The following is a 21,602-nucleotide window of genomic DNA, read 5'->3' as shown; positions in this document are numbered from 1 at the left end:
AAAATAGGGGGTTGTGTGGATAAAGAAACATTAAAAGAGATCGTTACAGGTCTCATTACATACGGTTGGATGATTGCTTTGGCAATGCTTGGAGGCTTGGTTGCTTTCATTCGCAGACTAAATCAGTCAAAAGAACCCAAGCCGTTGAAGGAGATATTTATGCGACTTTTCGGTGAGTTAATTATCTCTGCATTCGCAGGGATTATCACAGTTCTATTGTGTATTTATTGGGATATGCCGTTGGTACTTATTGGCGTACTTGCAGGCATGGCAGGTCATTTAGGTGGTAAAGCGATCGATACATTTGTGTTGATTTGGAAAGCAGTAGTTTCGGGAGGTAAGTTGCCATGAAAACAAGTAACTCAGGAATCAATCTAATCAAAGGTTTCGAGGGTAAACGCTTGAAAGCCTATGACGATGGTGTGGGCATTTGGACCATTGGATTTGGCACAATTAAATATCCGAATGGTGTGCGTGTCAAAAAAGGGGATACATGCACTGAATCTCAAGCAGAACAATATCTTCGCAATGATTTAGTAGTATTTGAAAACGCTATCAATCGTTTGGTGAAAGTGCCACTCAATCAAAACCAATTCGATGCTTTAGCTTCATTCACTTATAACTTGGGTGAAGGCAATCTTAGCAAATCAACTCTGCTTAAAAAGCTAAATGCCAAAGACTATAAAGGTGCTGCAGCTGAATTTCCTAAATGGAACAAAGCTGGTGGTCGCGTCTTGGCTGGTCTGGTAAAACGTCGCAAAGCTGAAATGGAGTTATTTTTAAAATGACACTATTCCTAATCATCTCAAAATGGCGAGAAATCTTAATCGGACTTCTCGCTTTTTTATTGCTTATCTGCCTTGCCTTACTGAACCACAAAACAGGGCAGATCGATAAATTCAAGCAGACTGAAATTATTCTGCAAGCTGAAAATGCAAAGGCCAAAGCAGACTCAGCAATCAAAGAAAAACTATGGTCAGAACAACAGTTAAAAGCGGAGCAAAACTATAATGCCAAAATTAAACAAATTGAGTCTGATGCTGATATTGCTCAGTCCAGCGCTGACAGCTTGTCAAAGCAACTCAAAATTGCAGGCAGTCGCTTGTCCAGCTCTACCAAAGAAACCATCGTTGAGTACACCATTGCCAACAGTGACATACTCGAAAACTGCATTACTGAATATCGAACAGTGGCAGAAAAAGCTGATGAACACGCAGCTGATGCAGAAAGATTGAGGGATGCATGGCCCTCTGAGTGAGGGCTTTATTCAACAGAATAAAATTCAATTTTTTATAACCAATTTGCCTAAAAAATAATCAAATATATTCTCAGGAATAATTTTGGAATAAAAAACCATTAAAAAGGCAAAAAATGCTAACTTGCGCATTTTCGCAAGCTTAAAATAAAATAGAAAAATATTGCCTTCTGCTATAGAATTAACTTGTTAAGAGTAAGATTCTATTTAGTTGATCATATGTGAATAGCGGATAGAGGACTATTCAATATAAAGTATTGGTAGTACTTTATATTCCTAATGGTTTGGTTTAGTTGGTAGCTAATCCAAACCATTTTTATTTGTAATGACAATTTCGCCAAAACAACAATAAAACTTGCGTATCATGTATATAAAATCAATTTTTTATGAAGAATTCACTTTAAATCTTTCCAACTATCAACAATGTTCGCCCAGTCTTGAATCATCTCACGTCTTTGCTGCAAATGTTTTGAGTGATCATACGAAGCTTTGGTTTTATTTGATTCAGCATGAGCTAGTTGCTTCTCGATCCAATCTTCTTCATATCCTTTCTCATACAATAATGTAGAAGCTGTTGCTCTGAAATCATGTGTTGTAACGCCTTTTAAGCCAATGTATCGAAGCATATCATTAAGTGTTTCCTTAGCAATCATGCCATTGTCTTTTTTACTTCGATAAACAGATGTAAATACAATGTCATGATTGCCCGATATTTCATACTGGCTTTTCAAAATAGCACTCACTTGTTTTGAGATTGGCAAAATATGAGCTCTATTCTTTTTCATTACTTCTCTAGGGAATGTAATTGTCTGTTCATCAAAATCAATCCATGACCACTCCATTCTCCGAATTTCAACTGCCCTTAACATCGTATAGATTAAGATGAAACCAGCATTCTTCACTGTTTGAGTGCCGTTGTAGTTTTCTAGATTTACCCTAACCATTTTTCTTTCTTGCTTTGTTAGTGGCCTTGCATGATTAACTGGTGGGCGCTGAATGGCATCACGAACAGCATAAGTTGGATCATTCTCACATCTTAGTGTTGCAATAGCATATCTCGAAACAGATCCAATAAAGGTCCTATTTTGAATTGCTGCTGATTCACCAGAGTATCTACCACCACTTTCCTTTTTAACACGGGCAACTGTATTTCTTAATATTTTTAGAACATCTGCAGCGGTTACATCTCTAATATTCTTATTTCCAATAACAGGCAAAATATCTGTTTGCATTGATATGCCAAATTTTTCCTTATATCGAAAAGATTTACCAGTTAAGCGCTCATTAAAGTATTCGGTAGCAATTGCATCAAATATATTTTTATTACTTTCTTTTTGAGCTTCTTTACCCTGGCGACGTTCTTCAACAGGATTTATGCCTTTAGCTAATTTTGCTCTCATTTCTTCTTTGAGAGTTCTGGCTTCGGCAAGAGTTATAGATGGGTACTCACCAAGGCTCATTGATGACTCTTTGCCATTTAAAACAAATTTAAATCGCCAAATCTTGGCACTAGAAGGACGTACTTCAATATAGAGTCTATCTGCATCAAGAATACGATAAGTTTTTTCTTGAGGCTTAAGGGTTTTGATTTTTGCGTCTGAAAGCTTAATTGATGCCATGATTAAATAGTATTCTTGACCGTTACCCGTATATTTACCCGTTTTGACTGGAAATTAAAAGAGCACCTTGCGAACTAATATGAACTGATATTTTTAATATTCAATAACTTAAAAGGATTTAGAGAATTGTAACGAACTATAAAGAATATATACCATTATTTTTTTTAACGACAATGTTTTTCGACATAATACAAATATTCCAAGAATAGCCTTATTTTGCCTCAAACTTGGCTTCAGGTGAAGTCATTTCACAATTAAAGCCAAAGCTAAATCAAAAGAGGTTATTCGCTAATATTTAAGTTTTTGTTAAACTATAGCCCTACATAACAAACTAGAGTACAAATGGATGTCTAAAACTCGTGTCATCTATCCAGGAACTTTTGATCCAATTACCAATGGCCATGTTGATTTAGTCGCACGTGCTTCACGAATGTTTGATGAAGTTGTGGTCGCAATTGCAATTGGGCATCATAAAAATCCAGTCTTTAGTTTGGAAGAACGTGTAGAGTTAGCAAAGATATCACTCAAACATTTACCCAATGTTGAGTTTGTCGGTTTTGATGGGTTATTGGTCAATTTTGCACGTGAACAACATGCTACAGCAGTGTTACGTGGCTTAAGAGCTGTTTCAGATTTTGAATATGAATTTCAGCTTGCGAATATGAATCGTCAGCTTGATCATGATTTTGAAACAGTATTTTTAACACCATCAGAGCAATTTTCATTTATTTCTTCGACGATGGTTCGAGAAATAGCACGATTGAAAGGCGATGTGGCAAAGTTTGTTCCTCAATGCGTTGTCGAAGCCTTCCATCGTAAACATCAACAAGGTTGGTAGCGTGTCTTTAATTATCACTGATGAATGTATCAATTGTGATGTATGCGAGCCTGTATGTCCAAATGATGCCATTTTTATGGGGGAGGAGATTTATGAAATCCATCCTAACCTATGTACAGAATGCGTCGGGCATTTTGATCAGCCACAGTGTGCGCTTTTCTGTCCAGTCGACTGTATTCCGCTCGATCCGAACCATGTAGAGAGCCAAGACGACTTGATGGAAAAGTATAAAAAACTAATTGCTCAAAAAAGCGCAAGCAATTAGCCGAGAAATTTGTTAGGATACGCCCCGAAGTGAGCCAGACGATCGCTGCTGTGGAGATCTCCGTGATTGAAGCAGGGGAGGAAAGTCCGGGCTTCATAGGGCAAGGTGCCAGGTAACGCCTGGGCGGTGTGAACCGACGGAAAGTGCAGCAGAGAGTAGACCGCCTTCAATAACGTTTCTTTTCGGAGAAATGGAAGGTAAGGGTGAAAGGGTGCGGTAAGAGCGCACCGCATGGCTGGTAACAGTTCATGGCATGGTAAACCCCACCGGAAGCAAGACCAAATAGGGATCCTATAGGCATGGCCCATGCTGGATCCGGGTAGGTCGCTTGAGCGTATGAGTGATCATACGCCTAGAGGAATGATCGTTCTAGACAGAACCCGGCTTATCGGCTCACTTCGATGAATTTTATTTTAATTAGTGCTTGACGTAACATTGTTTACAGCAGATAATGCGCGCACAGTTTTAGGCTATGTAGCTCAGTTGGTTAGAGCACCGCACTCATAATGCGGGGGTCACAGGTTCAAGTCCCGTCATAGCCACCATTTTTATAGACCACGTTTCCAAAAACGTGGTCTTTTTTTATCTACAAGATTTAAACTTTAACAGCGAGACTTGGTCTTGTTTAAAAACCAAGGTTTAGCCCTGTACTCTCCCCAATATAGCTTAAGCTACTTTTAGGCGTCTTTTTATAATCATAAAGCGTTGTTTTTGATAATTTAGCCAAGCCAAATTGATAAGAAAAGTTAAATTGCACCTGAGTGATGTGGTATTGCGTTAACACCTCAGCGTGTTGTTGATTAATCTTTTCTAGCAATGTTTCGGCACGCTCAAGGTCATCCAGATAATCTGGCTGATTCACATTTAAAATTAAAACCTGATTTGTGGATTCGGCTTCTCCGATGAAGGTATGGCGACTTTCAACTTGAGCATTTTTAATGTCATTGGAGATCAAACTAAAATCATTGGCTGACATTGCTTTGCTTTGGAAATAACCCCATAAATTGACAGAAAAAATCACAATCGTTAACAGCGCAATGATGTAGTAATGAATACGCCATACAGACTGGCGTGGAATATTGGATTGAGCGTTTCTGAGGATTTGAGTTTCACTGAGGAGGTCGTGCAGAGATTGTTGGCTATTTCCATTAAAAATAGCCAAGTAAAAACAGGCAAAGACGATACTTTGAAAAAATGCCACAAGTAGGCTGAGTGAAAGATGCTGAGTTGAATATGTTTGTAAATAACCAGCAAAGCAAAATGGAATGATAAAAATACTTGATCTAACCAGAGAGCGCATAAATGGAATTGAAGCACCATTTAAGTCTTTTACCCTAATTTTACCCAGGATTTTCCCAATGGTTTTACCATTACCGATATGGCTGTTAAAAGCAGCAAAATAAAATAGACAGAGGAGCGTACCTATACATTGGAAAATAAAAGGAGAATTTTCAAAATATGGGTAGAGTATTTTGCCCGTCACTAAACAGGCTACGCCGACGGTAATACAGTCGATGATAAATGCGAATATTCGAGGAAATATAGGGGCGGCTTTTTGAGTTTCAGTAGTAATTTCAGACATGGTGTTGGTTTAATTAAGTTTATGAAAATATTAATAATTAATTTAAATTTAACATATTATAAGTTTTTTAATGAAAAATAACCAGAAAAATATAGTTGAGCTATCACGCTTTTTAGCAAGATGTATTGAACTTTGCGTTATTTATAAATTGGCGATTTATAGATGATTTACAAATTTTAGGCATAAAAAAACCAGCTTATCGCTGGGTTCTTTATTGCACCATTTTAATAAGACTTAAAATGGTGCCCGAGGCCAGACTCGAACTGGCACGCTTTGTGGGCGGGGGATTTTAAATCCCCTGTGTCTACCGATTTCACCACTCGGGCATGTGCGCAATAATAAAGGACAGTTTTTCTCTTGGCAAGCGTATTTACGTCGATTTGCTTTCTTTTCAATCAATTCATGTGCTTATGTTTGAAAATAAAGCATTTTAAGCCGTTGAATGGGTATTTTGTCATGATTTTTTCATCAATTTGAGATTAAAGCGAAATATTAAGCCTTTAAATTGATTGGATAAAAAAACTTAGAGGAAACCTACTTCAATGCCAAACTCAATTTCACGCCGTGAACTTATTCAAAAGTCATTAGCCAGTTTTGGGGCATTATCTATACCAGTGTCGTTGACTGCTTGTGGGAGTGATAACAACGATTCAACATCTCCTACAACAAAAGTTGAATTTTTACATGGTGTTGCCAGTGGTGACCCATTAAAAGATCGTGTGATTTTGTGGACGCGTATTACCCCGCAGGATACGTCTTTGCGTTTAGAAGTGGTTTGGGAAATTGCCACAGACGATAAATTTACGCAAGTGATCAATACTGGAAAAGTACAAACAGCATCAGCTCAGGATTTTACTATTAAGGTCGATGCAGACAAGCTTAAGTCTGGGCAAACTTATTATTATCGTTTTAAATTTGGTTCGGTGATTTCGTCAGTAGGGCGTACCAAAACATTACCTGAAACCACCAGCTCGGTGCAGTTTGCGGTGTGTTCATGTTCAAACTATCCTGCTGGCTATTTCTATGTGTATAAGGAAATGGCAAAACAAGAGGTTGATGCGATCATCCATTTGGGGGATTACATCTATGAATATGGTAAAGATGGATATGCCACAGAAGAGGCAGTAAAGCTGGGTCGTACCCTCGCTGCTGACAATGATAAAGAAATTATCAAGTTGGATGATTACCGTAAGCGTTATGCGCTTTACCATACTGACGCCGATCTACAGGCCGCACATGCCCGTCATCCTTTTATCGTGATTTGGGACGACCATGAACTGGCAAATGACGCATGGAAAGACGGTGCAGAAAACCATCAAGCCAATGAGGGTAATTTCTTAGACCGTAAATTGGCAGCTTTACAAGCCTATTTTGAATGGATGCCGATTCGTCCTGTATCTGCAACAGATCACTTGAATATTTATCGCCAGTTTGACTTTGGTTCATTGGTACAATTGACCATGTTAGATACCCGTATTTTGGCACGTGATAAGCAACTCGATTATGCCAATTATATGACGGCTTCGGGCTTAGATATTGCTAAGTTTCAGGCAGATTTAACCAGTACTACGCGTACACTGATGGGTTATACCCAACGTGAGTGGCTACAAAAGAAACTGGCACAATCTACAACGACTTGGAATGTATTGGGTCAGCAAGTGTTGATGGCAAAAATGTTAATCCCTGCTGAATTGCTATTGTCTTTATCTGCAATTACCAGTGGAAATGTCACAGCCGAAACTTTGGCAAAAATGAATCAGCAGATCATCGAGTTAGTTACTTTAAAAGTTCGTTTGAAAAGTGGTGATCCAACATTAACCGCTGCAGAAAAAGCCCGTGTAACCACAGTTGCACCCTATAATTTAGATGCTTGGGATGGCTACTATGCAGAACGTGAAATTTTATATGGCACACTTAAAACATTAAATAAGAAAGTTGTGGTGTTGGCGGGGGATACCCATAATGCATGGTCTGCTGACTTGCATACCCAAGCGGGTGATTTTGTTGGGGTTGAATTGGCAACCAGTTCGGTCTCTTCACCTGGGATGGAAAAGTATTTAAGTATTCCTTTGGCACAGTTACAACAATTTGAAATGGCCTTCACCACGCTCATTGATGAATTGAATTACACCAATTTAAATCAGCGAGGGTACTTAAAAGTCAGCTTTACAGCACAACAGGTACAAGCAGATTGGATTTTCTTAAATAGCATCAAGGAAAAAACCTATATGGTGGATACTGCTCGTGCCCATCAAGTGGTTTTAAATAACAATTTGGTTGATGTAAAGACTGTTCAGAAAAGTGCATAAATTTTCAAGCTTAAAAAGCCGAGTTTAGATCACTCGGCTTTTTAACGTGATAGATGGATTACATCATACTGTCCATATAGGCATCTAAATCTTCATATTTATAGGTTTTACACATTTCATTTTCATATTTTAATAGTTCTAAATGTAATTCTAAAAAGGTGACTAAGCGCTTTTGATAAAATTGATACTTCTCAGAATCTTTGGCCAAGAATCGCATTTTGAATTTGGCTTTCTTGGCTTGTTTATAAGCCCATAAACAGCTTTTTCGAATTTGTTGTAATTGGTAATATTCAGTGTCTTTGGTGCTATCTCTAAATAAATTTTCTTTATAAAATTTGACAAAACCAAAGCTCATTGCAAAGAAAAATAACAGGCCTTGTAGCAGGGTGCTTTCTATAAAATAAAGATTGAGGGCTTGCAGGACGATCAGTACCGCAAGCTTAAGCGGAATATTATTGAGTTGTTGGTATAAATGTGTCGAACTGTGTTTTATTTGTTTGATAATGATCGGAACAATAATCATAAAAAATAACATAATCGCTAAAGCGGCAATGCCATTGGCTTGAAAGCTATCGAATTGAGGAAAATGATTTGCAATATACTGACCTAAACTAAAATAGATGCTGCAAAAAATCATAATCGACAAAATCCAAGGAATAAATTCCTTTGCTTCATCTAAAAGCCCTTTGGTTTTAATTTGACTATAAAATAGAAAGTTGCGCTTAAATGCTTGTGGGTATTGTTGTTGTAATTGATTTAAATAGAGGGAAACTTGCTTGTTTTGAATCATATAGGCTTCGCTTATCTAAATTTCACTTTGGATATTAACATAAAAAACAATATAAAATTTTAGGCATAAAAAAACCAGCTTATCGCTGGGTTCTTTATTGCACCATTTTAACAAGAATTAAAATGGTGCCCGAGGCCAGACTCGAACTGGCACGCTTTGTGGGCGGGGGATTTTAAATCCCCTGTGTCTACCGATTTCACCACTCGGGCTTTACAAGATTGGAGGCGGAGGTCGGAATCGAACCGGCGTACACGGAGTTGCAGTCCGCTGCATGACCACTCTGCCACCCCGCCATGTCTTGGTGATGCACATATTAGCAATCTTTGAAAAAAAAACAATACTATAATTCATGCATATGCACATAAATTCAGCATATGAAAGAAAATTGTCTAAATAATCATGTATTATTTGCAAAATTGATTCATATCTACTTTGGAGATGTGCCGTGGCATTGGTATTGGATGGTCGCGCATTAGCGAAACAAATTGAAGCAGACTTGTTGACTCGTGTTGAAGCTATAAAAGCAAAAACAGGTCGTACCCCAATTTTAGCGACTATTTTAGTGGGTGATGATGGTGCATCTGCGACGTATGTACGCATGAAAGGAAATGCTTGCCGTCGTGTTGGTATGGATTCTTTAAAAGTAGAGTTAGGTAAAGAAACCACAACTGAACAATTATTGGCTGAAATTGAAAAATTAAATGCCAATCCTGATGTTCACGGTATTTTGCTCCAACATCCTGTGCCTGAACAAATTGATGAACGTGCTTGCTTTGATGCCATTTCACTTGAAAAAGATGTAGATGGGGTAACTTGCTTAGGTTTTGGTCGTATGGCAATGGGTGAGGCTGCTTATGGTTCGGCAACACCTGCAGGTATCATGACGATTCTTCAAGAAAACAAGATTGAAATTGCTGGTAAACATGCAGTTGTGGTAGGGCGTTCGGCTATTTTAGGTAAGCCGATGGCAATGATGCTACTTCAAGCCAATGCAACAGTGACAATCTGTCATTCTCGTACACAAAATCTTGCTGAATTGGTAAAACAGGCTGATATTGTTGTTGGTGCAGTCGGTAAAGCTGAATTAATCCAAAAAGACTGGATTAAGCAAGGTGCTGTTGTGGTTGATGCTGGATTCCATCCTCGTGACGGTGGTGGTGTGGGTGATATCCAATTGGTCGGTATTGAAGATGTCGCTTCAGCTTATACACCAGTTCCAGGTGGTGTAGGCCCGATGACGATCACAACGTTGATTCGTCAAACTGTGGAAGCAGCTGAAAAAGCGTTAGCTTAAGTTCTGTTTTATTCTGGGTACAGTGAAAGCCATGCATTCACTGTGCTTAAATTCAGCCTACATTTACACAGCAATGTTTATTTTTCAGTAAAAGTAGGCAATATTGTCATTAGTTTAATGGTCATTGGCTTAACGCGTTTAAGATCTACTTTTAAGTAGCAGTATCTGAGACTTAACAAGAAGTAGCGTCTCGAACCTTAGCACATGATGTTACTGTCTATCGAATATGAGGAAGAAGCTGTATTTCCTCAATATCAAAATAATAATTTTGGTCATATTTTGCATGAGCTGTACTTATCAATTTCCTAAAGCCCCACAACATTTACTTGATGCTTTGCATGAAGTAATTCCTCAATGCGAATTATTGGCGCAGCAGTTGCCTGAAAGCCCAATTTCGTTATGGTTGATTCCACCAGTTTTTCCAACAGATCGTTTGGATGATGAGGTGATTCGCCGTATTTGGAATGATACACCGTATTGGATTTTTTGCTGGGCTTCTGGTTTAGCAATGGCACAATGGCTGATTGCAGAACCACAGCATGTAAAAGATAAAGTGGTGCTGGATTTTGGTGCTGGATCCGGTGTGGTTGCAATTGCAGCCAAAATGGCAGGTGCAAAACGTGTCATCTGTTGTGATATCGACCCGATAAGTTTGGATGCTTGTCGTGAAAATGCTTTGCTCAATGATGTTGAGCTTGAGTATCTAGATGATTTATATAAAGCCGAACAGGTTGATGTCTTATTAGCAGCAGATGTTTTATATGATCAATCTAACCGGTTCTTCTTGGATGAGTTTTTAAAATTTGCACCAGAAGTATGGGTGGCAGATAGTAGAGTGAAAAACTTTAGTCATCCAAATTACCAAAAATTGGATGAACGAAGTGCAACCACTTGGCCTGATTTAGATGAAGCCAAAGAATTTAGAAATGTGAGTTTTTATAAGACGCTATGACAGCGTCTTATTTTATTCTGCGATACACATAGCTAAAATCAAGAACAGGTATAACGTACCACATGTAAAGTGCTTGGGCGGGTATCTAAGGCTTGGCGTGTTGCATAATCTTCACTGTTATTTAGACTTGGCGTGTTGGAAAGCCCAAAAGATGTACGGCTATGTCCAAGTTGAACGCCAGCCTGATCTTTTGCTGTTTGCGGGTTGATAATTTCATTGGTACTTAATACAGAAATTTTATAGTTTTTGTTTGCACCCAATACTTTTTGACATGCGCGCTGTAATTTATCCGCATCCAAATCACGATCTGCACGACCTGAAAGGGTATACGCAAGGGTTGCACTATCTGCTGTTTGATTTTCAATTTGATAACCGGTTACGCCATTGTATTGACGAGGGGTTGTTTGACATGCAGATAAAGCTAAAACGATTAATCCTAAACCTGCATAAGTGATTTTTTTCATCTTTTAAAGTCCTAGCTTTTTGAATTATTTTTAGTATGCCATAGCTTTGCAATTTTCACGATAAGTGAATTGCTTAAATAAAACAGCTTTTTCATGTGAATAAAAAAGCTGTTTTAAATGAATTAGATTGCAAAGTTTATTTTGAATTAATCATCCGTAATCAGGCTATGTTTTTTGGTATCTTTCATAAACACATAGGTGATTAGAGATAAACCGATCATAAAGGTAATGTAATAGAAGAAATAGTTTTCATGACCGGCATTTTTAAAGCTTAGTGCAACTAATTCAGCCGTACCGCCAAATACAGTGTTGGCAAGTGCATAAGGTAAGGCTACACCTAAAGCGCGAATATGCGGTGGAAATAATTCAGCTTTTACAACCGCATTAATGGCTGTATATCCAGTCACAATGACCATACCACTCATACATAAGAAGAAAGCCGTTTTAGGGTCCGTTGTCGAGCCTAAACCATTGAAAATAGGAATGGTAAATAGCACACCGAGTACACCAAAAGTGATCATAATCGGTTTACGACCAATTTTGTCTGAAAGTGCACCGACTGCAGGTTGAATCAACATAAAAATAAAGATTGCGGCTGTGGTAATTTCAGTTGCGGTGGTTTTTTCAAAACCCGAAGTGTTGACTAAGTATTTTTGTAAATAAGTCGTAAATGTATTGAAGGCTAAGGTACCGCCTGCTGTTAGCATAATGACTGTAAATGCTTGTTTAGGATACTTGGTGAATAAGGCCAAAGCACCAGATGTTTCACCGCCATTTTTAGCTTGTTGTTGTGCTTGTTTAGATGATTCTGTTTCAACCAGACCACGACGAATCCAGAACACAACAATTGCAAGTAATGCACCGATAAAGAAAGGAACACGCCATCCCCATGCATGTAAGGCATCTTCAGAAAGATTATGTTGCAGGATAATCAGCACACAGAGTGCCAGTAATTGACCTGAAATCAGGGTGACATATTGGAAACTTGAGAAAAATCCGCGGTGATTTTTACCTGCCATTTCAGTTAAATAGGTGGCACTAGAGCCATACTCACCACCAACACTTAAACCTTGTAATAAGCGCGCAAATAAAAGCAGTGCAGGAGCAAACATTCCGACTGAATCATAAGATGGCGCACAAGCAATGATTAATGAGCCAACACACATCAATGAAACAGAAAGTGTTAAACCCGCTTTACGACCTTTACGGTCAGCATAAACGCCCATGATCCATGCGCCGATCGGACGCATTAAAAAGCCTAAAGCGAAAACAGCAGCAGCTTGGAGAAGTTTGACCGTTTCATTGCCTTCTGGAAAGAACACAGGGGCAAAATAGAGGGTAAATGCGGCATAGACATACCAATCATACCATTCGACTAAATTACCAGCTGAACCACCAAGTATAGATTTGAAACGAGTTTTTCTATCAAGTTGCGAAGTGGCAACTTGAGGAGATGAATTGGACAAGGCAATTCTCCAAAAGAATATGCAAAATACAGCCTGTTTAACTTTTATTTTGGATGAAAATCAAAGCAGAAAAATCAAACAGAGAGAATTTCAGTCAGTATGACGAGGGAGATACAAATAATTACAATGCTCGTTATACGCTTGAATGAAAGCAGACCTTATTAGACTTTGGTCTTAGCTGTGTTGAGGGTTTATTGTTGATCTAGAATGAGAAATTCTAGAAATAAATGAATAATTTTTTTAAAACAGCTATTTAATTTGAAATATTTTATAAATTATAAGAATTTAGCTTAAAGTTAAAGCATGTTTGCTTGCATCTAAATGTATGAAATGTACACAATTTAATAAGCTGAGTTGGGAGAATTTAAAAATTTAATCTAGTCGTAAGCTAAGCAGTCATGCTATTTATAGCAGCTTAATGTTCATTTTTGAAAATAAAACAATAAGGTTTCACATCTATGGACTTGATGATTCGACAACAGCAAACATTAGCATTGGTTAAGGCTCGGGGCTACGTCAGTATTGATGAGATTGCACAGCATTTTGCAGTTACCCCACAAACTGTACGGCGGGATATCAATCAATTGGCCGATGCCGGACTATTACGTCGTTACCATGGTGGCGCTGCGGTAGACTCAAGCGTCACCAATACCGCATATAGTCAACGGATCAGCCATAATTTAGCGGCAAAACAGCGTATTGCAACAGCTGTTGCAAACGCAGTTCCAGACCATGCATCGTTATTTATCAATATTGGTACTACAACCGAAGCTATTGCGCATGCTTTATTGCAACATCGCGGTTTAAAAGTGATCACCAATAACTTAAATGTGGCGAAAATTTTGAGTATGAATGATGATTTTGAAGTACTGATTGCCAGCGGAAAAGTACGCCCCGATGGTGGTGTGATAGGACAAGCCACCTCTGAATTTTTTAAACAGTTTAAAGTTGATTATGCCCTGATTGGTATCAGTGGGATTGATGAAGATGGAACCATGCTCGATTTCGATTTTCAAGAAGTGTCTGTCTCGCAAGAAATTATTTTAGGTGCTCGGCAAGTATTTTTAGCAGCAGATGAGAGCAAGTTTGGTCGTCATGCAATGATGCGCTTAGGCCATCTTTCTGAAATAGATCGGCTTTTTACCAATAAAGTGCCCACTGAAAATTATTTAAAACAAATTCATGCAGCAGAAGTGGTTTTAACTGTGGTTTAGGCTAATTTTAAAACCCATAGTGAAAATATGATAAACGTGAAATTGATCATTTTTTGATAGACATTGATTAAAAAACTATCTATTATTTTCTTAAATGAAAACAAACGAAAATATATTCTCAAAAATGATTGTGAATATATGCAAATGATCAAAGGTGGTGGCGTTTATGACACAAATCAATGAGCAACAAACGTATTATGATATTGCTGTAATTGGTGGTGGAATAAATGGTGTTGGTATTGCCAATGATGCTGCTGGGCGCGGTTTATCTGTGTTCTTGTGTGAAAAAGATGATTTAGCCAGCCATACCTCGTCTGCAAGCAGTAAGTTGATCCATGGTGGTCTACGTTATTTGGAACATAAAGAATTTCGTTTAGTGCGAGAAGCGTTGGCTGAGCGAGAAGTCTTACTGGCAAAAGCACCACATATCATTCGTCCTATGCGTTTTATCATGCCACATCAACCTCATTTGCGTCCTGCTTGGCTGATTCGTACGGGGCTGTTTTTATATGATCATTTGGGCAAAAGAGAGAAGCTTGCAGGTTCACATTTGGTTGAATTTGATCCTTATACTAGCCCACTAAAAACAGAGATCACACGCGGATTTGAATACTCAGATTGTGCTGTAGATGATTCACGCTTAGTCATTTTAAATGCGATGCAAGCACGTGAAAAAAATGCCACTGTGGTTACGCAAACACGCTGTATTTCAGCACAGCGTGAACATGGTTTATGGAATATCCAGTTTGAAAATGAGCAGGGCATTTATCAGATACAAGCGAAGGTTTTGGTCAATGCTGCGGGGCCTTGGGTTGCACAATTTATTAAGCAAGAGCTTCAGTTAAAATCGCAATATGGAATTCGCCTCATTCAAGGCAGTCATATTATTGTGCCGAAAATATATGACGGTGATAAAGCCTTTATTATGCAAAATGATGATCAACGTATCGTGTTTGCAATTCCTTATCTCAATCAATACACCATGATTGGTACAACTGATCGTGAATATTTAGCAGATCCGAATAATGTTGAAATTAGTCAGCAAGAGATTGATTATCTGCTTGATGTATCCAATGATCATTTTAAAGTGCAACTGACTCAAGCCGATATTATTCAGACATTCTCAGGGGTGCGCCCATTGTGTGATGATGAGTCTGATAATCCAGCCGCAATCACCCGTGACTATACTTTGGCTTTATCGCAAGATCATGAAAATGATGCACCCTTACTTTCTGTGTTTGGTGGCAAGTTAACCACTTATCGACGCTTGGCTGAATCTGCCATGGAGCATTTGCAGAAGTTCTTCCCTAACGCTGGGAAAGCTTGGACTGAAAAATCCTTACTGCCGGGTGCTGAGAATTTAGTTTCAATTGATGGATTGGTTTTAGAAATTCAAAATAAAATCAAAGGGCTTGATCATGAAACTGCAAGCCGTTGGGCACATGCCTATGGAACTTATACATGGAAATTTTTAAATCATTCGACATCTGTTCATGAACTTGGTCAAGATTTTGGCCATGGTTTATATGCCCAAGAGGTCGATTATTTGGTTGACCTAGAGTGGGCGATCACCAGTCAGGATATTTTAAAGCGCCGTAGCAAGTTATATTTAAAATTTACCGAAGCTGAAATTCAAGCATTGGATGAATATTTGCTTGAATTGCATGAACGCCGCTTACAGAAAGATGTTGCCTAAGCAAAAGTGGAAAATATATAGCTTTGCACAAGGTACGTTATGACCAATCAAAGGTATATAAAACGCGTCGGGTTTCAGGTTGGTAGTACATTAAAATCCAATCTGCCCCATGTGAACAATATTCCCAGCCAGCAACAGCTGCAATAAAATAATAACGCCTGCCATCACGGTCATAAATATGAACTTCTTGATCATCACGGTCTGCGTTGATGTAGCGTAAATCAAAATGTTCATCAATCGGATAAGTCCAGTTTCCACCGCCACATTCACCCCCTAATTGGTCAAGCAGACTTGTTGCAGAATCATTTTGATATTCAATGCGTGATGTTGAAATGACTTTTCCAGTTTCAGCAAAGCGCTGTTTAAGCTGCAAGTAATCTTCATGCATTTCTTTATGATGGGTTTTTAGATCGGCCTCGCAATCAGGATTCTCTAAAGCAAAATATCTTTTGTTTGCTAACCATTCATATTGATTTTGTTGATTTAATTGCATAATAAACCAATTTTCATTGGCAAATGCATCAGCAAATTCTGTGGTATCACTTCCGATATAGCATTCATAAGGTTCAATCGGATTGAGCAAATGAATTTTTCCTTGCCATGCTGGATTGATTGTAGATAAATCAATTGAAATAAGTGGAAGTAAATGCTGAGCTAGAAATAGACTTGAAGGGGCGAAGACGACTTCGTGGTCAGGTAGCAGGGTTAGATAAGGTTGAACTGTGGTAATGTTTTTAATTGTTGTCATTGCGCTTATTTTTAGATCATTGAATGGTTGCATTAAATCACAAAAAAGACCGAACACGTCGGTCTTTTTACTCGGCTTAGTCAGTCAGCCATAAAGCGCCTAACTTTTCATCCCACTCACTTGGGGTGATGACCATACGACCTGCATTGGGGGTTAAGGTAATCTCACTAAAGAAAACATCGTCTTGAGATAATAAGAAATCGATTCGGCTATAACCATATTTAAAACAAAGATCTTCTGACAGTTGAAGCATTTTATTTAATTTTTGCGGTCTTGCTAAACAGCTTGGCGTATTGCTTTTTAGATCAACGGTAAAGGGTTGCAGCACCCAAGATGTGTCATACATATTTGAATAATCCACGCCTTGGCTGTCTTGTACATCGACTTCAATATATCGAGGCTGACCTTCAAAACAATGAACACGGCATGTTGTAATGGTCAGTTTATTGTCTTGATCAACAAACAAATCAATATGTTGTTCGGCCAAAATTAGAGGAACAATATCTTTGTAATGCCATTCTCGTTTTCTAAAATACATATTTTGTTTAAGGTGGTGATTGAGTTTGTGCTGTGCTTTTTTGATATCAAATTGCGCTTTATCATTACAGACAATCGCACTGCCACTGTCATGATTGCATTTTAAAACAAACTTGTTAGGAAGTTGATTAAAGTCAATTTCCTCAAAGCACTTATATACACCAATCAGTGGAACAAAATGGGAACAACAAATTTTCTCTGCAAGCATTTCGCGTACAGCAAATTTATCTGCTAATTTCGTATGTAAAGGTGCTCTTTCATAGATCATTCTGGCGGTGACTTTTTCATTGAAACTTTTAGGCTGATCAAAGTTCGGGGTATAACCCAATTTAGCAATAAATCTTTTGGTGAGATAACGTCTATCTGAGACAAATTTGGCTCTAATAACTTTTGCCGAATAAATAATATTTTCTAACATGATTAAAAAAATCAATAAAATAAAGTAATGTTTGAATTATAGAGAAAATATGAATTTTGTACATGGAAACAGTAATCATTTGTATTTTTATTACATAATTGTAATGAATACCAGAGTAATAAAGTGAACTGGTTCACACTAAGCAAAAAAGACCGCTATGTAGCGGTCTTTTTGTATGACTTAATTTTTAGCGATTAAGCAGATTTTTTAACAGCCTCTAAAAGCTCATTTTGACGAGTTTTAAGTGCAGCTGGTAAGCGCTCACCAAGTTTATCAAATAACTCAGTGTGGCTCTCAATCTCTTTGATCCATTGATCTTTGTTTTGAGAAGTCACAAGATTAAATTGATCTTTAGTGAAGTCAGAACCTGTCCAGTTCAATTGCTCATAAGTTGGAACAAAACCAATCGGTGTTTCCACTGCTTCAGCACGACCTTCACAACGGTCAATGATCCACTCAAGCACACGCATGTTTTGACCAAAACCAGGCCATACAAAGTTGCCTTCAGCATCGCGACGGAACCAGTTTACGTTATAAATGCCAGGAAGTTTATTGCCTGCAGCTTTCGCTTTAGCACCAACTTCTTCACCCATTTCTAACCAATGAGAGAAATAGTCAGCCATGTTATAGCCAGCAAATGGAAGCATTGCAAATGGGTCACGGCGTACAACACCTTGTTGACCTACTGCAGCTGCAGTTGTTTCAGAACCCATTGTTGCTGCTTTATAAACACCATCAACCCAGTCAAAAGCTTCTGAGATTAAAGGTACTGTATCTGCACGACGACCACCGAAGATGAACGCAGAAATTGGTACGCCAGCTGGATTTTCCCAGTCAGCATCAATAGAAGGGCATTGACCCGCTGCAACGGTGAAACGCGCATTTGGATGTGCTGCTTTTTCACCAGCAACATGCGGTTGGCCTTTCCAGTTGGTCAAGTTAGCAGGCGCTTCTTTGGTTAAACCTTCCCACCATACGTCGCCATCTTCTGTTACAGCAACGTTTGTATAGATAACATCTTTGTGAAGTGTCGCCATACAGTTTGGATTTGTTTTGATGTTTGTACCAGGTGCGACACCAAAGAAACCAGCTTCAGGGTTGATTGCATATAAGCGACCATCTTCACCTGGTTTGATCCAAGCAATATCGTCACCTACAGTTTCAATTTTCCAACCTTCATAACCTGCAGGTGGAATCAGCATCGCAAAGTTGGTTTTACCACAAGCAGATGGGAATGCTGCTGCAATATAGTGTTTCTCACCTTGTGGATTGGTCACACCAAGGATCAACATGTGTTCAGCTAACCAGCCTTGTTGACGACCCATAGATGATGCAATACGTAAAGCAAGGCATTTTTTACCCAATAATGCGTTACCGCCGTATCCTGAACCGTAAGACCAGATCTCACGCGTTTCTGGATAATGCACGATATATTTTTCTGGGTTACAAGGCCATGCAACATCTTTTTGACCTTCAGCCAGCGGAGCGCCAACAGTATGTACGCAAGGAACATAGTCGCCATCAGTGCCTAGTACGTCATAAACAGCTTTACCCATACGAGCCATTTTACGCATACTTACAGCAACATAAGGAGAATCTGTAATTTCGATACCGATGTGAGCAATGTGAGAACCTAATGGACCCATAGAGAATGGAACTACGTACATGGTACGTCCTTGCATTGCACCATCAAACAAACCGTTAAGGCGAGTACGCATCTCAGCAGGAGCTTCCCAGTTGTTTGTCGCACCAGCATCTTCTTGTTTTTCAGAGCAGATGTATGTACGACCTTCAACACGCGCTACGTCAGACGGATCAGAATTCGCTAAATAAGAACCAGGATGTTTTTCTTGGTTCAACGCTTGCATAGTGCCGTTAGCGATCATCAAGTCGATATAACGTTGATTCTCTTCTTCGCTTCCGTCACACCATTCAATTTTTGCAGGTTTAGTTAATTTAGCAATTTCTTCAACCCATGCAATGAGCTTGGGATGACGAACGAATTCTGGTGCGTTCACTTGGGTCATGGTGAGGCCTATCTAAAATATGTACAATTTTGTGTACAAATAATAATCTGAATGAAGGGATACTACATTCAAATTTAAGTATGAAAAAAAGTGGTGGTATTAAAACATATATTCATAAAAAAAATAAGACTAAAGGCTTAAAAGATACCAATGCCTGAATTTTCACTAAGTATTTGATTTTTATTGCCTAACATGGATTATTGTTTGATTTTTATTGGTATTTTTAAATAGAATGTAGGGTATTTTAATTGTAAATAATAATAGTTTACAATAAGTTGAAATTATAAGATTTACTAAATTAATTATTGATTTAATAAATGGGCATAATTCGAATTTTACATAAAGGTGCTTTTATTTGTTTAGAAAATCGACGAAATTAGTGCAAATACTTCAAAATAATCAAGCTTATGGACACAGAACTCAAGCCTCTTTCAATGATTTACAATGAAAAGTCAGGTTTTCATGCCAATCAGAAAGATGATATTTATGAAAAACTCATGACCATCTGGACCTCACATGGTTTTGAAATTCAAGTTTTTGATATTGGTTCAGAGCCTGATATAAAAACCCTGATGCAAAAAATCTTTCAACGTCATGCACAATACTCAGATTGTGGTGTCATTGTTGCTGCAGGTGGTGATGGTACGTTGAATGCAGTCGCCTCGCAAATGTTAAAGCAAAAAATTCCTATGGGAATACTACCTTTGGGTACTTTTAATTATGTGGCGCGTGTTCTACATATCCCTTTGAATATTTTAGAGGCAGCCAATGTGATTGCCACAGGGGAGCCGCGTGCCTCACATGTGGCCTGTATCAATGATCAAATTTATTTAAATAATGCCAGTTTAGGTTTGTATCCTTTGTTTATTAAAAAACGCGAAGAATATAATCGCCGGTTTGGGCGCTTTCCTTTAAATGCGTATACGTCAGGTTTAGATGTCCTGATTCGTGATCGTAAAGAACTCAAATTAGAGATTGAAGTAGATGGGCAAAAGTATCCTGTAAAAACACCACTGATTTTTTTTGGTAATAATCAACTGCAATTAAAAGAATTAAATTTAAAAATTTCGAAATGTGCAGAGGTGGGGGAAATTGCCGGTGTGGTGATCGCCAAAGGAGATAAAGCCACTTTATTTAAAACCTTGTTTCAAACCATTCGTGGAAAATTGGAAAACGCTTCCGATGTGTATAGTTTTGGTGCACAAAAAGTCATTGTCTATTCAAAAAAGCCTAAACTGACCGTTGCTGTCGATGGAGAAATTGTTTCAATGACGACCCCGTTAACCTTACACGTAGAAAAAAATGCTTTAAAAATTATGGTGCCGCATGTTATTGCATCTGTCTGATCTACATTTTGGTACTGAGCGTCCAGAGTGTATACGGGCGATTCAAAAGTTTTGTGCTGTGCATAAACCAGAAGTGGTTGTGGTGAGCGGTGATTTAACTCAACGTGCTAAATTTAAAGAATTCTATGCATGTAAGCAGTTTTTAGAATCACTAAACATCCCTTATTTTGTGGTGCCTGGCAACCATGATATTCCTTTGTATCATGTCTGGAATCGTGCCTTTAGACCATTTGGCTTATATCAACTGTTCTTTGGCAGTTTAGAACGCAGCTTATTTACAGAGCATTTTTATTTAATTGGCATGAACAGTATTCGTCGCCGTTATCACACACGCGGACATATTTCTTTTGAGCAAATTCAAAATGTAAATCAGTTGTTGGCCAATGCACCGAAAAATAAATTAAAAATAATCGTTAGTCATCAACCTTTTTATACCTCTAATGAAGACCATCACTTAAAAGATTGTCCAGCTTTAGGGCAGTTTGCCATTAAAGAATGGGGACAACATCAACTGTATGCTTTATTGCATGGTCATTTACATTTAGTTGCGGTCTATGATCTGAATCAAGCCTTTGCGCTAAATTTAAAGCAACCAGTTTATGAGGTTCATGCGGGTACAGCAGTTTCTCGACGTTTGCATAAAAATATACCCAACAGCTTTAATGTGATTCATAAAGATGGTGGCTTTGAACATTATTTTTTTGATGAACAATTACAGGAATTTATTGCCAAAACTGCGATAAAAAATTCTGAATTAGACATGATTTGATACAAAAGAAGAA

Annotated in this window: 20 protein-coding genes, 4 tRNA genes and 1 other RNA gene; 14 read left to right on the top strand and 11 right to left on the bottom strand. The window is 38.3% G+C overall.

The window, feature by feature from the left end; genetic code table 11:
- Positions 1-15: 15 nt before the first annotated feature.
- From PYV58_RS16770 to PYV58_RS16760, 3 genes are read left to right on the top strand one after another with little or no spacing between them, the layout of a single operon-like run.
- Complete coding sequence (locus tag PYV58_RS16770) at positions 16-351, top strand: phage holin family protein (RefSeq protein WP_034708947.1); 336 nt, start codon at positions 16-18, stop codon at positions 349-351.
- Positions 348-788 (top strand): lysozyme, encoded by a 441-nt coding sequence (locus PYV58_RS16765; RefSeq protein WP_275059588.1) that lies wholly within the window; start codon positions 348-350, stop codon positions 786-788. Before PYV58_RS16770 ends, PYV58_RS16765 begins: the two co-directional genes overlap by 4 nt.
- Positions 785-1,258 carry a hypothetical protein gene (locus PYV58_RS16760; RefSeq protein WP_275059587.1) on the top strand — a complete coding sequence of 158 codons (474 nt, stop codon included), beginning with the start codon at positions 785-787 and terminating at the stop codon, positions 1,256-1,258. Before PYV58_RS16765 ends, PYV58_RS16760 begins: the two co-directional genes overlap by 4 nt.
- A 392-nt stretch (positions 1,259-1,650) precedes the next feature.
- Here PYV58_RS16760 and PYV58_RS16755 read toward each other — a convergent pair whose 3' ends face one another.
- Positions 1,651-2,874, bottom strand: a complete 1,224-nt coding sequence (locus PYV58_RS16755) for an integrase arm-type DNA-binding domain-containing protein (protein ID WP_275059586.1) — start codon at positions 2,872-2,874, stop codon at positions 1,651-1,653.
- A 346-nt stretch (positions 2,875-3,220) separates the two neighbouring features.
- Here PYV58_RS16755 and coaD point away from each other — a divergent pair, with 346 nt between their 5' ends.
- The 4 genes from coaD to PYV58_RS16735 all read left to right on the top strand — a co-directional run bounded on the left by coaD (position 3,221) and on the right by PYV58_RS16735 (position 4,522).
- The gene (coaD, locus tag PYV58_RS16750; RefSeq protein WP_004722475.1) at positions 3,221-3,712 is read left to right on the top strand and encodes a pantetheine-phosphate adenylyltransferase; all 492 of its coding nucleotides are present in this window, start codon (positions 3,221-3,223) and stop codon (positions 3,710-3,712) included.
- A gap of 1 nt (position 3,713) precedes the next feature.
- Positions 3,714-3,977 (top strand): YfhL family 4Fe-4S dicluster ferredoxin, encoded by a 264-nt coding sequence (locus PYV58_RS16745; protein ID WP_004722473.1) that lies wholly within the window; start codon positions 3,714-3,716, stop codon positions 3,975-3,977.
- A 26-nt stretch (positions 3,978-4,003) separates the two neighbouring features.
- Positions 4,004-4,381, top strand: an RNA gene (gene rnpB, locus PYV58_RS16740) — RNase P RNA component class A.
- Between the two features lie 64 nt (positions 4,382-4,445).
- Positions 4,446-4,522, top strand: a tRNA-Met gene (locus PYV58_RS16735).
- Positions 4,523-4,602: 80 nt separating this feature from the next.
- On the opposite strand, the gene PYV58_RS16730 is transcribed toward PYV58_RS16735, so the two are convergent.
- Positions 4,603-5,559, bottom strand: coding sequence for an RDD family protein (locus PYV58_RS16730; RefSeq protein WP_275059585.1), 957 nt, complete (start codon positions 5,557-5,559; stop codon positions 4,603-4,605).
- A gap of 240 nt (positions 5,560-5,799) precedes the next feature.
- A tRNA-Leu gene (locus PYV58_RS16725) sits at positions 5,800-5,885 on the bottom strand.
- Positions 5,886-6,101: 216 nt separating this feature from the next.
- Between PYV58_RS16725 and PYV58_RS16720 the strand changes: the two genes are divergently transcribed.
- On the top strand, positions 6,102-7,868 hold the full coding sequence (locus tag PYV58_RS16720; RefSeq protein ID WP_034618382.1) for an alkaline phosphatase D family protein: 1,767 nt from the start codon (positions 6,102-6,104) through the stop codon (positions 7,866-7,868).
- A gap of 58 nt (positions 7,869-7,926) precedes the next feature.
- Here PYV58_RS16720 and PYV58_RS16715 read toward each other — a convergent pair whose 3' ends face one another.
- The 3 genes from PYV58_RS16715 to PYV58_RS16705 form a co-directional block, all read right to left on the bottom strand.
- Positions 7,927-8,658 carry a hypothetical protein gene (locus PYV58_RS16715; RefSeq protein WP_004722467.1) on the bottom strand — a complete coding sequence of 244 codons (732 nt, stop codon included), beginning with the start codon at positions 8,656-8,658 and terminating at the stop codon, positions 7,927-7,929.
- 123 nt (positions 8,659-8,781) lie between these two features.
- Positions 8,782-8,867: transfer RNA gene (locus PYV58_RS16710), tRNA-Leu, on the bottom strand.
- Between the two features lie 10 nt (positions 8,868-8,877).
- A tRNA-Cys gene (locus tag PYV58_RS16705) sits at positions 8,878-8,951 on the bottom strand.
- A 152-nt stretch (positions 8,952-9,103) separates the two neighbouring features.
- Here PYV58_RS16705 and folD point away from each other — a divergent pair.
- Together folD and PYV58_RS16695 are read left to right on the top strand one after the other, a co-directional pair.
- Positions 9,104-9,952, top strand: coding sequence for a bifunctional methylenetetrahydrofolate dehydrogenase/methenyltetrahydrofolate cyclohydrolase FolD (folD, locus tag PYV58_RS16700; RefSeq protein ID WP_004819653.1), 849 nt, complete (start codon positions 9,104-9,106; stop codon positions 9,950-9,952).
- 283 nt (positions 9,953-10,235) lie between these two features.
- Positions 10,236-10,904 (top strand): 50S ribosomal protein L11 methyltransferase, encoded by a 669-nt coding sequence (locus PYV58_RS16695; protein ID WP_004819654.1) that lies wholly within the window; start codon positions 10,236-10,238, stop codon positions 10,902-10,904.
- A gap of 38 nt (positions 10,905-10,942) precedes the next feature.
- Here PYV58_RS16695 and PYV58_RS16690 read toward each other — a convergent pair whose 3' ends face one another.
- Together PYV58_RS16690 and PYV58_RS16685 are read right to left on the bottom strand one after the other, a co-directional pair.
- Positions 10,943-11,368, bottom strand: coding sequence for a hypothetical protein (locus tag PYV58_RS16690; RefSeq protein WP_004722461.1), 426 nt, complete (start codon positions 11,366-11,368; stop codon positions 10,943-10,945).
- A 146-nt stretch (positions 11,369-11,514) separates the two neighbouring features.
- Positions 11,515-12,834 (bottom strand): MFS transporter, encoded by a 1,320-nt coding sequence (locus tag PYV58_RS16685; protein WP_034617278.1) that lies wholly within the window; start codon positions 12,832-12,834, stop codon positions 11,515-11,517.
- A gap of 458 nt (positions 12,835-13,292) precedes the next feature.
- Between PYV58_RS16685 and PYV58_RS16680 the strand changes: the two genes are divergently transcribed.
- Together PYV58_RS16680 and glpD are read left to right on the top strand one after the other, a co-directional pair.
- Entirely contained in the window at positions 13,293-14,048 is a 756-nt protein-coding gene (locus PYV58_RS16680; protein WP_034617279.1) for a DeoR family transcriptional regulator, read from the top strand.
- 166 nt (positions 14,049-14,214) lie between these two features.
- Entirely contained in the window at positions 14,215-15,744 is a 1,530-nt protein-coding gene (glpD, locus tag PYV58_RS16675; RefSeq protein WP_034617280.1) for a glycerol-3-phosphate dehydrogenase, read from the top strand.
- 37 nt (positions 15,745-15,781) lie between these two features.
- On the opposite strand, the gene PYV58_RS16670 is transcribed toward glpD, so the two are convergent.
- From PYV58_RS16670 to PYV58_RS16660, 3 genes are all read right to left on the bottom strand, one after another.
- Complete coding sequence (locus tag PYV58_RS16670) at positions 15,782-16,492, bottom strand: hypothetical protein (protein WP_034617283.1); 711 nt, start codon at positions 16,490-16,492, stop codon at positions 15,782-15,784.
- 76 nt (positions 16,493-16,568) lie between these two features.
- Positions 16,569-17,447, bottom strand: coding sequence for an ATP-grasp fold amidoligase family protein (locus PYV58_RS16665; RefSeq protein ID WP_004819661.1), 879 nt, complete (start codon positions 17,445-17,447; stop codon positions 16,569-16,571).
- A gap of 194 nt (positions 17,448-17,641) precedes the next feature.
- Positions 17,642-19,474, bottom strand: coding sequence for a phosphoenolpyruvate carboxykinase (GTP) (locus PYV58_RS16660; RefSeq protein WP_004722449.1), 1,833 nt, complete (start codon positions 19,472-19,474; stop codon positions 17,642-17,644).
- 407 nt (positions 19,475-19,881) lie between these two features.
- Between PYV58_RS16660 and PYV58_RS16655 the strand changes: the two genes are divergently transcribed.
- Both PYV58_RS16655 and PYV58_RS16650 read left to right on the top strand, forming a co-directional pair.
- Positions 19,882-20,820, top strand: a complete 939-nt coding sequence (locus tag PYV58_RS16655) for a diacylglycerol kinase family protein (protein WP_004819665.1) — start codon at positions 19,882-19,884, stop codon at positions 20,818-20,820.
- A complete protein-coding gene (locus PYV58_RS16650; protein WP_034617289.1) occupies positions 20,801-21,589 on the top strand; it encodes a metallophosphoesterase in 789 nt (262 codons plus the stop codon). Before PYV58_RS16655 ends, PYV58_RS16650 begins: the two co-directional genes overlap by 20 nt.
- Positions 21,590-21,602 lie beyond the last annotated feature (13 nt).

This window comes from Acinetobacter sp. TAC-1 (assembly GCF_029025845.1).
GTDB lineage: Bacteria > Pseudomonadota > Gammaproteobacteria > Pseudomonadales > Moraxellaceae > Acinetobacter > Acinetobacter guillouiae.
Note: the sequence above shows the minus strand (reverse complement) of the source record. Positions and strands in the feature narration are given on the sequence as shown.